The organism is Verrucomicrobiota bacterium (assembly GCA_037139415.1).
Classification (GTDB): Bacteria; Verrucomicrobiota; Verrucomicrobiia; order Limisphaerales; family Fontisphaeraceae; genus JBAXGN01.
Genome location: JBAXGN010000040.1, coordinates 16460 through 29783 on the forward strand (window position 1 = coordinate 16460; position 13324 = coordinate 29783).

Here is a 13324-nt window from a genome sequence, read left to right on the forward strand (position 1 = left end):
TACAAAACTAGTACGCCATGATAAATCCGAAGGCGGAATTGTGATAAAATTGTGATGAAATAGATTTTTTAGCACAATTTTGCCCGCGAATTGACGCCAATAAACGCGAATGGGAACCGGGAATCGGAACATAGCAAAAAGATGAATTGGCAGAAACATTATGACCTGAAGATAGAAGCTGGGAGTCAGGAGTTGGAATCCGCAAAAGACCGCAACCGGGCGGGTGCCGATGGGACACATGGGGAAATGAGAGTGATTCGCGCGAGTTCGCGTGATCAGCAGGCAGACAATACTCATGTCATTCATGGGAGCGAGCGTAGCAGGGATTTCAAAAAGGTGGTTGCCGCCCAGAGGAATACAATTCAATGCGGAATGCGGAATGAAAACTCCAAATTTTGCAGAAAAATAGATGGGCAGAAAAATCACTGCTAGAAAAGAGAGGTTGGAGTCAAGACTTGGAACGGGGGTGGGGAATTAAACCGCTAAACATGCGAAAAACGCGAACTGCATTTGCGGCCTGAAAGCCATCCTCCAGACGCCGGTTGCGTTCTATGACAGTTTTCTGCAAAAGCAATTGGGTTCCCATTTTTATGCCGGTCTATTTTCTGCATGATCGGTTTCCCATTTTTATGCCAGCTAATCTTTTTGCCATGTCCCTTTCCCCATTTTTAGCTGTTTTCACTCTCCCACTGGCACGACAAAAACTTCCCTGGCGGCCTTGATAAACCCATCCATGGTACCAAGCTCCAATTCCGTAATTCCGTACCCATAGGGAAAGAACATGCTATCGAATAACTCATGCATTTTCATAAACGTATTACGGTTTGGGATGGATGTTGGATCACTGCGTGCCGGGAACTTCCAATATTAATTCGGAAAAGCCTGCGCTGCACCATGTGTCCTGTTGGTCATGGAGGAAGCACCGCTGAGGGATCGTACTTAGGCGGGTTTTGTTCAATTGGGACGGTTGGGAATTCATCCGGAGGCTCCACATTGCGTAGCGGGCCATCATTGTAATGATAGGGAAAGTGTTCCTCGTGCGGGGCATACATTGATCCGATGACTTCTCTATAAACTGTTTTATTTTCGACAATAAGTCTAAAATCAACAACAATTGGAGGGCGTTCACTTGACTTGAAATAGACGCTAAACGCCCTCGGAGGTGTCTGAGCGAACTCTTTGTAGTGTATGTCAAAGTATAAATCCATAACTCCATATATCACCGACTGCGGGCTCGCATCGGAGTAATACCTCTCAGCCAACAAAATCTTGTTGTCCGGGACATCTTTAATAATCACGGTTACTAAAGGCTTATCTGCATACGCCACTTTCAAAAGTTGGGACACCGTCACCCATTGAGCTTTAGGATCTTTCGCTGTCCGTTCGAAAGGCTGTAAATCATGACCTGTCTGTAAAGTCAGATAGTCCTCTTGAATTTTACCTGCGTTGAGCAATGCGGCAACCTCTTCAAGCCGACAACAACAAATCCACTCTGTCTTTTGGTCTTTGGCCACGTAATAGCGATAACTAGAACCAATTTTCTTCTTATTTTCTACTGATCGTGACCGGTCTGTGCACTCGGTCTGACGAACAGACCTAGTTGCCGGTTTCTTATCCGGTGCTACCAACTCCCATTGTATCTTTCCATTATCTTGGACACGCATAGCGAAAACAGGTGAACCCGGCTCTGGAAAAACGGCGCTGTCCTCTAATGGATTTAACTTACTAAAATCTAAGCTATACGGAACACGTATTTCATCTTCGCCATCACCTTCAATACACTCCCCGACAACAAGCTTCACCGTAAAAAATTGGGGAGAGTTACTCTTGGATTTCACGTAGATGATAAAATTCTTTGACGACACTTCGGTGAAAAGTTGGAAATGCTGGTCGAAAAATGCAATGATAGCACCAGTTGTGTCGTCGAAGGTAATGTGTTCCCTAAACAGGTAATCATTATTAGCGGTGTCTTTGAGTACAACGGTGATTAGTTCATTCTCATCTTTTGTGTATTCCATAGTAATAACCTCTTAATGGTGGTCATTGTTTTGTTTTCATTTCGGATGCAACATCAGGTGCAGATGCTCATGGCCGTGTCGTAAAGTCAGTTCTTATTATATCCGAACTGCCGTGAAAGCATCACATTCTTCCAATGAGATTCTCTCTCAAGGATGACTTCGTCGGATGCATTGAAGGCGAAGACCTCAAGAATGGAAAATTTGAAATTGGCCAACGCGTAGGGAATCCCTTTTTCGTTAATCGTCCGAACAAGCTCATCGTTCCACCCGTGCCCTGTACTACATATTCATTAAGCGGATGCGTGCCTTCCTGATTGGCGCAGGCAAGATGCAGCTTATACTGGTTCGGGTCCGAAATCTGAAAAATGTCTGTCAGTTTGATTGGTGTACTCATATCCCAATAGTCTATTGTGGTTACAGCGCTGGTTCATGCTTGCCTTTATTTGCGCCAAGCGGGTGGCGCGAGCAGCTATTGGTGGTCAGGCTCAAAATGCTGGATGCGCTGGTGCCGCAATATTTGCACTCATATTTGGCTTTTTCATCGCCCTCATATAAAACGTGCTTACCCCTGTTGGGTTCACTAGGATGGCGTGGACAGGCATTAACGGTTAAGCTATTGATGCTGGAGGCTTTATAGCCACAGTATTTACAGTAGTAGTTCATAGTTTGTTTTTGGTTTTATTCGTTTTGGTGATTTACGCTAGCCAGGGCGTGACGCAAATCAGAAAGCACAGGTTCCACTTTAGGCAACGGTGATTTTCCCAATTTGGACTCAATAGAGGCTAGAAATGTGCTCAGCTTGCCGTCTTCAGGAAACTGTATCGGAATTCCATCCGAATCTGGAACACAGATCACGAGTTTATCGTATTCAAAACGGCATTCCGCTGTGTCGTTCCCATCCCCTGCTTTCCGAGTCAACTTGATATGATGACCCTTGAAAAATACGTTTTTATCACTTTGACCAATAATCAAGCGCCGCCATTCAGCACCGGGCAATTCCCACGAGGAATGGGTTTTGTTTAATAATCCATCGATTAAACGATTTCTCAGCGTGGCACTCGCACCGAGTAAAATGTCATGTTCATTCCAATTAACTTTACGAAATAGGAAAAAACCATTGTTGCAGTAATTCTGTATCTTTTTGTGGTCCGAATACTTTGTTAATAACTCGCCGCCATGCCGAATAATATCAAGCATCCACGGCTCGTATGTCTCATCAGCCCTGGGAGATTCGATCATTTTGCGCAACCCGGCTTCGATATACGAATTGCCGTTTATAGAGTCGATCAGGCATAGCATTCCATCTCGGAACTCTTTCTGCCCGGACTTGTGATCAAGTATTTCAGACCAGTTGTTCTTGGTATTAACAAAAATGATTTTTTGTTGCCACCCCAGTTTGATTGGCTTGCTCTGGGCAAGGACTGCCCTTGCCACCAGAAACTCGTCGTCCATGCCAACATAACTTTTCCCCTCGTTGTCGAAAAGTCGAGCAAACACCTCCAGCCGATGCTTAAAAGTTTTAAGGTCATCTTCTGGTGGTAATAGCAAATCAATTTGCCCGTTAAAGATCGGATGAGCTTCAGCTACAATAATCGCAGGTTCCCACTCGCTGCCAACAGAAGAGCAGCGGATAAGCTGTGCCTTGCGTTTTTCTTCCAGAAATTGCTCGGGCTGGAATCCGACCAAGGAATTCTCGGATTTATCATCGGAGAGTGCATCGAGCATGGATCCATGCTTTTTTGCTAAACTGCCAAGTTTATCCAGACTCTTAATTGCGTTGGCAAAATTCTTAGCCTCGAATTGGGTATTAGCCAATAGATTTCGGACGACCCTAAACCAGTGAACCTCCTCTGGGCCTCCCGCTGGAATAGGATTGCGCAAGAATATGTGGATAGCGTGAAGCCACAGCCTCTCTGCGATGGTCACTGGTTTCGCCGTACCCTCGAAGAAAACTGCGTCGAGACCATGCTTGTCGAATGGTCCCACACCTTTATCGATAAGGCGGCGGCGGAGCGAGACGATCGGCCACTCACAACTCTGATCCCGGGGCGAAAGGCAATTAAGGCCATCAAAGACGTGCTCGACACAATCCAGAGTGAAGAGTTTATCCCACAGCGGCGCTTGATCCTCTGCATCCGCTTCTAACCAAGCTTTCTCAAAATTCCCCAGCGACGCGTGGAAATTCACGGCTAGCGCAACGAAGGTTCTGAAGTAAACCTTGGATACCGCATCTGCCGGCTGCGGCTTATCATGTTGGAAGTGCCAGAAAAGATCGAGCCAGTGCCAGTCGAGTAACAATTTCCATTTCGGAAGGTCTCGATTTTTAGGCCAATCGATTTCACCATGCGTCTCGATCAACCATGCCTTAAACTTTTCAAAGCCCGTCAGCTCTTTACCACGGGCATTCATTTTAACATAGATTTCATCGGATAATCCCAGACTGCCCAAGTCCAGTACATCCATGGTAATTGGCGCCGAAGGCGATTCCGCTAAATTTGCGTAAAAATCTCGCAGTCCCTCTTCACTAGCAAACTTCGTATGGATTGCGTCGAGCATGGTCAACGCGCCGACGATGGTTGGGTCATGCCGCCAAGCTCGGAAAAACCATGTCTGGTTTTGAATTTGCTCCGCCGGAGGCTTGTCCAAGTCCTCGGGTTTGTAATTAAGAAGTTTTGAGAAAAACTGATGAGAACTCGGCCTTACAGAGTAACGGAAGCGGGCTTCATTCTCCTTATCTGCTACATCTTTCATTATTTTTCTAAAGTTCTCCAACTTATCTGCGGCGCAGGCGAGAAACCAGTGGAGTAAAAACAAAGTGGTGAGTCGCTGTTGGCCATCAATGGGCTGAAAAATGCGCTTCTCGACAACCTCACCATAGCGCTGCTTCTTGACAACCTCACCATAGACGAAATCCAAGCTCAGGGGGGCGTTGTGTTTCAATGCGTTCAGCAAGTCCGTGAGGAACTTTTCCCGTACCGCCTTAGCAGATGCTCGCCCTTGGGCGTAGTCCCGTTGGATTAGAGGGATTTCGACTCGATCGTATTCCGCGATCAGTTTAACGAAGCTAACGCGCTGTCCATTACGCTCTGGTGATTTTGTATCTTCTCTATCTCCAGGGGCGGTGGGAGCTGAAATTATCTGTCCCTGCGTATCAGGTTTCGTCAGATCTGAATCACCACGAGAACTCCCTGGTGCTTTCTCCTCCCATGTGTCGGCAAAGAATGTATCCAAAGTGCTCGTGATCTCGGATAAATAGTCGGTTGCGTCTTCCGGTGTCCAATTCAGCAAGTTGTCAGGTGCCTTTGAGTAACTTTTGGTGAAGACACTGCGGGTGCAGGGTAAAAGATACTTGGTCTGCTGGTTGAGTCCTAACACCCATGCGCGTTTCACGGCAAAGGGACTATTGCCGTATCCCCGATTTGTTCCGGCATCGAGCAACGTTAAATTCATGAGCCCATTACTCGCGCCCAAACCTCTCATGCCTTCCATCTGATCACGCAAGCTGCAGTAAAGTTTATATAGATGGTCCCGATCGTCAGATTTCTCGTTTAGTGCTTTCCGCACTTTCACAAGATCCTCCAGAAGTGTCTTATTTGCGGGTGGCGGGGGATCCCAATAAGCGTTTATCGATGCAAGTGCAAAGCGTAGTTCGTCAGGTTTTTCCGGTTCGCGTGACGCAGTCGCGCGGATGTGTTCAATATCCCATGAATCCTTCTTGTACGCTTGAAAGGAAAAACGGACGGTACCGGCTATATCAGCATTCAAAGTTGCAAGGTTCAGGCATAACAGGAGCTCTTTTATTCGGGCGTTTGGCTCGTCATATTTCAAGTCTTTCAAATAGCCCTCCAGTTTGTCGCGCGAGGTATTTTCTCCCAAGACATGTTTGCGAATCTTCTTTTTTATGAGACGTGTGAACTCTGTTTTCTTAAGCTCTAAAGACTCCTTCAACAAGATCGGAATCATCTCGCCGTTTTTATCAACTTCTACCAGAAAGCCGATCATGTGGAAAAGGCGGTTATCCTCAAACCACTCCTCTAAGGTACCAAAAAGCTCATCCACTTCCTGCCATAGCTTTTTGCGTTCCCTACTGTCCTTCAGCACATCAAAGATTAGGTCGAAAATCTGCCGATCCTTGTCCACTGTCCATTTGTTCTGCTCGGTTCTTTGTCGGGCAATCCACTCAAAAAGCAGTTCGATGCGGTTGTCTGTGCTCCCCCTTCCGCTCAAAAAGCTCCAAAACTCCGGATCCTGAAGGCGTCGTTCTATTTGATCCCAGCGCAGAGCAATCAGATGGCGATCATCCTGATCAAGCACTCCTGTGCCGAGAAATAGTGCCCGAATCAGCTCCGAATCACGGAGTTTGATTTTCCCCGCATTGAGGCGGGTGAACGCATGGTTGGCATCCTTCTCCTCGATCTCGTGCCAGATGAACTTGGCACAGGCCTGATTGGGATCTGTCAACGAGGGCAGTTGACAGTGTTTATGTTTAGGCTCTTCAAACCATTTCTGAATTGCCTCATCCGCCTTTTCGAGGAAATAGAGATCCGGCGAGACGAAATCTGGGATTTGGCCTGCTGCGGAATCCGGTTGGAGCAACTCAGAGAGCCCGTTTTCACGTTCCGGGTGGCGTGCATAGTGGATCTGAAATGACGGATTATTTAACTGCCGCAGTATCAGGAAAATTGTGGTCAGCCGCTGTTGACCATCCACAACCTCCCAGTCCTTATCCCGTTTCACCACCACGAGCGGCTGCAGGCAATAGTATTCCGATGAACCCTTATTTGCCTCGAATTTCGCTAGATCGTTCAACAATGCCTCCACTTGATCCGCATCCCAACGGTAGCCGCGCTGGTAGTTGGGAATAAAGAACACTTCATTTTTTTCCACAAGATCTGCCACCGACCTGAGTTTGAGCGGAACTGTACTCATGCCAAGGATGCCCTTCTGGTTAAGTGTTCATTTATCATGGCCCGCTTGAGAGGGTGTTTTCGTGTCGCAACGCTACTCCAATGTCGCCAACTCGGCGTAGATCGAATTGCCGCCGTGAGCTGACGCCCAACATGTACTGGTGATTTCATTTGTTGTGTTATTGATACTCCTCCGGATGGCTCTGACAATATATATTTCAAAAACGTCCCGACACCACACCCGTTTTCTTAAGCAACCCGGCTGGCGTCTTTGCGTTTGCCTGTTTCATCATGGCCAGCAGCACGCGTCCGGCGGCTTCGGCGTCGGCTTGGGCGTGGTGGTGGTTGAATTCGTGACCGATGTGCGCCGCCAAGGTACTGAGTTGGTGGTTGGGCAGGTCCGGCCAGACCTGTTGAGCGAGGCGATAGGTACACAGGTAATCAAACGCGGGGCATTGGAGGCCGAAATGATCCAGGGTGGCGCGCAATTTTTTGATATCGAATTGCGCATTGTGTGCGATCACGATATCGGCACGGGTCAGGTGTTTTAGTAGTTCCGGGGCGATGGCGGGGAATTCGGGGGCGTTCTTCACGTCGAACCAGGTGAGATTATGGATTTCGGTAAAGTCATCCCGAAACCAGCCGTGGCCTTTGGGCGGACGCACCAGCCAATAAGGCGACTCGACCAGTTCGCCATCCTTAAATACCGCGAGCCCGGCGGCGCAGATGCTGACGTGGGAACGATTGGCGGTTTCAAAATCTAGGCTGGTGATGGTCATATAATTTAGAACAATCCCAGCCGTTGGTAGTGGGGTTCATCTTTGGGAAAGGGGTCGGTTTCCCGCCAGCCTTCCAGTTTAAGATCCGTGATAATATGTTGGCAGGCGGCTTCGGCGGCCTCGTTTCCCCACAATTTGCGCACCTCCTCAATGCCTGCTAGGTGATGGCGTTTCTTCCGGTGCCGCATGCCATAGGGTGGTTGCCCAGCGAATTCATCCAACCAGCGATGGACTTCGGCATACGGTTTGCCAGAGGTTTCTAGGGCCTCGGCACAGTGTTGTTCAAAGGTGGGCATGGTTGTTGCAGGGATCAGGACACAACTCTTTCAGAGTTGAGGGAACACTGCGCACCCGACCCAAGGTAGGATCGTCCACCCCTTTTGCCCTTGGCCGATCCAACCGTTGGGCTTCGATGGCGCAATCCCATTCGGGATTGAATGTGGCCAGGTGCAGGCGGTTCTTAAGGTAGCGCGTGACATAGGGCGGTTGTTTCAGTTTGCATGCATTTGTTCGAGCAGTTCAGGTTCGTAATTGGGTTTTCCAGGTGCGGCATTAGCTTTCACAATTTCTTGCAGTTCCGTGTCGCTGATAAAAGCAGCTTTGGCACGGACCACTTTGGAGGAATTGGATGGATGATAAAACAGAGCGCTATTACCCGGCTGCTGGTGTGGTTCAGCAGAGTCCTCGCAGGCTTCCATATCAAAAGTGATTCGGGCTGGCTGGCTGCATTCGATGATCTCGGTGAGATTGTCGCTGCCGGATATATTGGCTGCGGAAATGCAATGGACACCTGCGGCACGGGACATCATTCTAATACGGGCCCCACGTGATGGTAATGCCTTGTCACAAACATGGTTTAAGACCTGAAATTCGTTTAGGATGACGACAATATACGGGAACCTGGCTGGAATGACGAGTTCGTCCGCTTCCGCTCTCCCTGCCAAGCTATCTACCCAAACGGGTGGTGGAACAGCCTTGGCGCGTTGATTGAAATACCGGGTGCTGTACACGCCAATACGGGTAAGGATTAAATGGCGTTTTTCCACCTCATCGACAACCCAGTGGGCTGCCGCGGTTGTCTGTTTTTTGTTGGTGATGATCGGAGCAACCAGATGAGGCAAATCACTGTACCGCTGTAATTCAGTGGTTTTCAAATCAACCATCAATAAGCGGAGTTCGTCCGGAGCGAAACGGTCCACCAGCGAGGCGATGATGGCATGAAGGCAAGCAGCCTTCCCAGAACCCGGATGGCTGCCGGTAATCAACAGGTGGGGCATACGATGAAAATCGGCGATCAGCGGCCGGTTGAATTCATCCAGGCCCAATGCGAGCGGGATATGTGACTTGGTGTTGCGCCAGGCTTCAGACTTCAATAAGTTGTTTATGCTATTCATGTTATCAAGTGTTTCTGGACTCATTATTCGGGCAGATACTCATTTTCCATTTTGGACACCAGTTCCTGGGCGAAGATGTCCAATTCTACGGTAGTGGCGCGCAATTGATGCACCAGATAGTTGTAACCAAACATGGACGGGATGGCGACCAGCAGACCGGCTACGGTGGTGACCAGGGCGGCGGATACGCCAGGAGCCATGGTGGCCAGGCTGGCTTCGCCCTTCATGGCAATGCCGCTAAAGGTGCTCATCACGCCCCAAACGGTTCCCAACAACCCCAGGAACGGAGCGCCGCTGACCGCGATGGCCAGTATGATCAAACCGGATTCCAGCTTGAGTGATTCCACGGCCACCGTGTTTTCCACTGCGCGTTTCACCAGTTCCATGCCTTTGAACGACACCAACTGGCGGGCAGCTTCGCCGCTGCCACCAGCTTTGAGACGCGTCTTGAGGCTGGAACAACCGGCCTGGTAGATGGCAAACATGGGGCAACCCTCAATGCTTATGCGCCGCTCATGCATCTCCATCACCGACGCTTGGCGGTTAAATTCCTCGGCAAAGTGGGCATTCAGCTTTCTGGCCCGGCGGATTTGCAGGGCCTTGGCCACCATCACCGACCAAGCGATAACGGAAAACAGGAGTAACAGAAGAATAATGCCCTTTGCCTCCGGCGTCGCCTGCCGCCAGATGAAGGTTAGTTCTGTAAATTGGGTAAAGGATGCCATAATGAAATGTTGGTTGGATGGTTCCTTAGGTTATTCATAAAGGACTCCCTGCAATAAGCTTTCAACGACTTCCAAGGTCAGTTTTTTTCCGGTGAGCGCGGCATAGGATTCCACATGTATCAGCGCGCCTTCGAGACGACGAATGTCGGTGCGGATATGGGCGGCCAGAAAATTCAGGATGTCGTCCGGCACCTGGCCTCCCATCCACTGCGCTTTTTTACGAAGAATCGCGAGACGTGTTTCCAAGTCCGGCACCTGTAAATCGGCGGTTTGTCCCCACTCAAAGCGCGAGACCAGCCGTTGTTCAAGCCCAGGAATTTCGGAGGCGGGCCGGCTGCAGGCCAACACGATCTGTTTGTGTGCTTCGTGAAGCGCGTTGAAAATGTGGAAGAATTCTTCCTGCAGGCGTTCCTTGCCAGCAAGAAATTGAATATCGTCAATCAACAACACATCCATCTGGAGATATTTCTGGCGGATTATGGCAAGCTGGTTGTTTAGAATGGCGTCAATGCATTCGCCCGTAAATTGTTCAGATGAAAGACAGGCAACGCGCGCGGCTTTATTATTGCTGGAAACATGGTTGCCGATGGCATGCAGCAAATGAGTCTTGCCAAGGCCTGCACCACCATAAATAAACAGTGGATTGTAGGTAGTACCGGGAGCATTGGCGACGGCTTTGGCGGCCGCACAAGCGAAGTCGTTTTGATGGCCAACAATGAATGATTCAAAAGTGTGTCTGGGGTTTAACATAAAATGCTGGTTGCTTGCGTCGTAGTAAAGGGTCTTGGAGTCTTAACTCAGGTCTGGAGTTCAGGTGTATAATCGTTTTCCTCCTTGCCGAAGGTCCAGGCGACCGCCTGTATCGCCCGCTCCATCGTGGGCGGCACGCGGAGAAAGTAGTCCTTGAAGCTGCCATCCGGTTCCGGCGTGGCATTCACCACCTTCACCATCACCAGTGGCTCGTCACGAGGGAGTTGCTGGCGGTACAAAATGCCAAAATCATCCCGGTGTATTTCTACGGCCCCGGAATCCATCAAGTATCGTTCCACCCCATACCGTTCCAGCATCACCCGCCGCATTTCGACATTGGTTTCCAAATTAATCTCTGCGACGGTTATGGTGTCTGGGGAAACCACCACCTTTTCCGGCACGCGGACACCATGAATGGCAAAAATAGAAAAACCGTCGTAATAGCGAATGGCCGGACCGGTTTCGCAATGAATCCGCCCCTGCTCATTGCAGTGAATATATTCCGGTTTCGCTCCAATAAAAGCCCAATCCCAGAATAACGCCGCCGCGCCGCAAGATTTTGCCAGGTCGAAAGAAGGAACCAGCTTTGAAACGTCAATTCCCAAACGGCCAAGAAAATCATACCGTGCCAGCAACATATCAAACTGGCCAAAGTCATCCCTGAATGTCCATGCTCGAAGGCTCCGAAACATGTTCCGAACATTTTCATGAATTTGTTCGTGGATCTGTTCGATGACTTGCATGTTTCTCGCATAGGCCGCGCGGCGGAAATCGGAAAAGGTTTCGTGGGTCCGGCGTTCGGGGAGTTGCCGACGGATATATTGGCGGATCTGCGCGTTGACCGCGCTGGAGACTTGTTCGTTCATTTGGCAGGTGAATTTATCGCGCAGTGCTTCGTGGACCTCGCCATTGATAGGGTCGGCAAGTTGATGACGCATATTTCTACCCTCCTGCCGTAATAGGGCGACGGCGATTGAAATTTGAAGGGGACTGTCAAAATGAAGAATATGCGGCGGGGCCGACTTATCAGCCACAGCATAGAGGCGGCACAGGATTTCCCGGACTTTCGCGCGGTCAACGGCGGCGGTATCCCTGCCTGTTTTGATCCATTCGTCCCATACCTGCGGAATCAGCGCGAGTTGCGCTTCAGATAATGTCCGAGTTTTCACAGCGGTTTAATCCTCTACGTAACGGATCGCTTCTGGCGCATACTCCCACTGGCGGGTGACACGGTAATTACCAGCGGGCAATTGGATTTCAGAATGTTCCTGATGCCTCACCACGCCGCCAACGGGAAGCGAGACAAACAACGACCCGGTCAGCATCGTCGGCTTTTGGTTGGCTGTGGAAATTTCCCCTTCCTTCCACCAGTCAGCGGGATCAACTGTCTCCAGCGCATGATGATGTCCAGTGGCCTCTCCGTGCGCTAAAATGATGCGCGTGGATCTATTCTGCCTCACAGCAGTGGTGGGTATCTCAGCGATGCGCTCAATGAGCACGTCGCCTTGCCGGTAGTGTTTGCAGTCTGTTGTTTTCATAGTCGTCGTCGGATGTGATGGTTATGTGAATTGAGCCAGGGTACCCAAAATAATGCGGATGGAGGCCTTGGTTTGGGGAGTGAGGTTGCGGTCGGTCAGGTCATCGGTTTGCAGTTTCCAGATTAAATCGTAGTTGAGATCATGGAAGCGCAGCTCCACTTGGCATTTTCCGTCGTATTTGAGTTGGGCCACCAGTTGCTCCAGCTCCTTCTTCAGCCGTTCGGTATCGGGACCGGTAGCGGGCTCCGATTGTTTAAGCCGGGGCAGGAGGTTCAACACACTGGTCTTGGCATTATCGTCAACGACCATGGCCGGGAACTCGCTGAGAATTTGGATCGGCGAACTGTCTATCCCAGTCTGGCCACCGGGCAGTGCCAGGACCAGATAGGCTTTCAGGTCCGGATATTTTTTCCGAATCAGGTTGAACCGCAGTTTAGCGACGGCAACCGCCTTCTGTAATTGATCAGCATTTAGCATGGCTAACACCATGCACCGGTATCGGCAGCGGATCAAAGGAACTGAATGTCCCCAATCTTTGTCCGAAAATGCGGATTGCGGATTGCGGAATGAAAACTCCAAATTTTGCAGAAAAATAGATGGGCAGAAAAATCACTGCTAGAAAAGAGAGGTTGGAGTCAAGACTTGGAACGGGGGTGGGGAATTTAACCGCGAAACAGGTATAGACGCGAAATACATTTGCGGCCTGAAAGCCATCCAGACGCCGTTTGCGTTCTATGACAATTTTCTGCAAAAGCAATTGGGTTCCCATTTTTATGCCGGTCTATTTTTCTGCATGATCGGCTTCCCATTTTGTTGCTGTTTTCAATCTCCCGCTGGCAATGCAGGAGGCGGACATGGCAAAAAATTAGCTGGCAGAAAAATATAATCAAAGAAGATAGGAGCTTGGAATCAGGAGTTGGAATGTGCGGTAAACAACCCATTGCTGGGAAACCTCTAATGGACTATCTTTATCTCAGAAAGTTAGGTTATGTCAGATCACGACATCGATAATCTTGAAAGTCAGTTCCCGGCGGTATCAGGTTCTGCGTTTGCCACGGCGCGCGATCGGGTGCTTGCGTCAGGGCAAAGCGTCTTGGAATCACGCGACGGGGTGATCTACGAAGTTTTTCCCAACGGGCATCGCGTGGCAATAAAAGCGATTGCACCGCCCGTTCGAGTTGAGTCGGGCAAAGTTATCAACATCCGGTGAGCG

The 13324-nt window shown here is 49.6% G+C and carries 13 protein-coding genes; 1 reads left to right on the forward strand and 12 read right to left on the reverse strand.

Features of this window, described 5'->3' with window-relative positions; genetic code table 11:
* Window positions 1-908: 908 nt before the first annotated feature.
* The 12 genes from WCO56_09080 to WCO56_09135 all read right to left on the reverse strand — a co-directional run bounded on the left by WCO56_09080 (window position 909) and on the right by WCO56_09135 (window position 12880).
* Window positions 909-2018: a hypothetical protein gene (locus tag WCO56_09080; protein ID MEI7729715.1), complete on the reverse strand. Its 1110-nt coding sequence runs from the start codon at window positions 2016-2018 to the stop codon at window positions 909-911.
* Window positions 2019-2432: 414 nt separating this feature from the next.
* The gene (locus tag WCO56_09085; protein MEI7729716.1) at window positions 2433-2681 is read right to left on the reverse strand and encodes a hypothetical protein; all 249 of its coding nucleotides are present in this window, start codon (window positions 2679-2681) and stop codon (window positions 2433-2435) included.
* A gap of 15 nt (window positions 2682-2696) precedes the next feature.
* Window positions 2697-6947, reverse strand: coding sequence for a DUF262 domain-containing protein (locus WCO56_09090; protein ID MEI7729717.1), 4251 nt, complete (start codon window positions 6945-6947; stop codon window positions 2697-2699).
* 196 nt (window positions 6948-7143) lie between these two features.
* Entirely contained in the window at window positions 7144-7704 is a 561-nt protein-coding gene (locus tag WCO56_09095) for a 3'-5' exonuclease (GenBank protein ID MEI7729718.1), read from the reverse strand.
* A gap of 5 nt (window positions 7705-7709) precedes the next feature.
* A complete protein-coding gene (locus tag WCO56_09100; GenBank protein MEI7729719.1) occupies window positions 7710-8000 on the reverse strand; it encodes a hypothetical protein in 291 nt (96 codons plus the stop codon).
* Window positions 8001-8195: 195 nt separating this feature from the next.
* Complete coding sequence (locus WCO56_09105; protein MEI7729720.1) at window positions 8196-9098, reverse strand: FtsK/SpoIIIE domain-containing protein; 903 nt, start codon at window positions 9096-9098, stop codon at window positions 8196-8198.
* 23 nt (window positions 9099-9121) lie between these two features.
* Window positions 9122-9823 (reverse strand): MotA/TolQ/ExbB proton channel family protein, encoded by a 702-nt coding sequence (locus WCO56_09110; protein MEI7729721.1) that lies wholly within the window; start codon window positions 9821-9823, stop codon window positions 9122-9124.
* Window positions 9824-9853: 30 nt separating this feature from the next.
* Complete coding sequence (locus tag WCO56_09115) at window positions 9854-10573, reverse strand: chromosomal replication initiator protein DnaA (protein MEI7729722.1); 720 nt, start codon at window positions 10571-10573, stop codon at window positions 9854-9856.
* Between the two features lie 47 nt (window positions 10574-10620).
* Entirely contained in the window at window positions 10621-11742 is a 1122-nt protein-coding gene (locus WCO56_09120) for a DUF6745 domain-containing protein (protein MEI7729723.1), read from the reverse strand.
* Window positions 11743-11748: 6 nt separating this feature from the next.
* Window positions 11749-12111: a hypothetical protein gene (locus WCO56_09125; GenBank protein MEI7729724.1), complete on the reverse strand. Its 363-nt coding sequence runs from the start codon at window positions 12109-12111 to the stop codon at window positions 11749-11751.
* Window positions 12112-12132: 21 nt separating this feature from the next.
* Window positions 12133-12588, reverse strand: a complete 456-nt coding sequence (locus WCO56_09130) for a hypothetical protein (protein ID MEI7729725.1) — start codon at window positions 12586-12588, stop codon at window positions 12133-12135.
* Window positions 12575-12880: a hypothetical protein gene (locus WCO56_09135; protein MEI7729726.1), complete on the reverse strand. Its 306-nt coding sequence runs from the start codon at window positions 12878-12880 to the stop codon at window positions 12575-12577. Before WCO56_09135 ends, WCO56_09130 begins: the two co-directional genes overlap by 14 nt.
* 219 nt (window positions 12881-13099) lie before the next feature.
* On the opposite strand from WCO56_09135, the gene WCO56_09140 reads away from it, so the two are divergent.
* Window positions 13100-13321, forward strand: coding sequence for a hypothetical protein (locus tag WCO56_09140; protein ID MEI7729727.1), 222 nt, complete (start codon window positions 13100-13102; stop codon window positions 13319-13321).
* Window positions 13322-13324: the final 3 nt, after the last annotated feature.

What these genes read in the sequence shown, in the direction of transcription:
- WCO56_09080 (MEI7729715.1), bottom strand. Translation starts at nt 2,018, where the DNA reads ATGGAATACACAAAAGATGAGAATGAACTAATCACCGTTGTACTCAAA.
- WCO56_09085 (MEI7729716.1), bottom strand. Translation starts at nt 2,681, where the DNA reads ATGAACTACTACTGTAAATACTGTGGCTATAAAGCCTCCAGCATCAAT.
- WCO56_09090 (MEI7729717.1), bottom strand. Translation starts at nt 6,947, where the DNA reads ATGAGTACAGTTCCGCTCAAACTCAGGTCGGTGGCAGATCTTGTGGAA.
- WCO56_09095 (MEI7729718.1), bottom strand. Translation starts at nt 7,704, where the DNA reads ATGACCATCACCAGCCTAGATTTTGAAACCGCCAATCGTTCCCACGTC.
- WCO56_09100 (MEI7729719.1), bottom strand. Translation starts at nt 8,000, where the DNA reads ATGCCCACCTTTGAACAACACTGTGCCGAGGCCCTAGAAACCTCTGGC.
- WCO56_09105 (MEI7729720.1), bottom strand. Translation starts at nt 9,098, where the DNA reads ATGAATAGCATAAACAACTTATTGAAGTCTGAAGCCTGGCGCAACACC.
- WCO56_09110 (MEI7729721.1), bottom strand. Translation starts at nt 9,823, where the DNA reads ATGGCATCCTTTACCCAATTTACAGAACTAACCTTCATCTGGCGGCAG.
- WCO56_09115 (MEI7729722.1), bottom strand. Translation starts at nt 10,573, where the DNA reads ATGTTAAACCCCAGACACACTTTTGAATCATTCATTGTTGGCCATCAA.
- WCO56_09125 (MEI7729724.1), bottom strand. Translation starts at nt 12,111, where the DNA reads ATGAAAACAACAGACTGCAAACACTACCGGCAAGGCGACGTGCTCATT.
- WCO56_09130 (MEI7729725.1), bottom strand. Translation starts at nt 12,588, where the DNA reads ATGCTAAATGCTGATCAATTACAGAAGGCGGTTGCCGTCGCTAAACTG.
- WCO56_09135 (MEI7729726.1), bottom strand. Translation starts at nt 12,880, where the DNA reads ATGGGAACCCAATTGCTTTTGCAGAAAATTGTCATAGAACGCAAACGG.
- WCO56_09140 (MEI7729727.1), top strand. Translation starts at nt 13,100, where the DNA reads ATGTCAGATCACGACATCGATAATCTTGAAAGTCAGTTCCCGGCGGTA.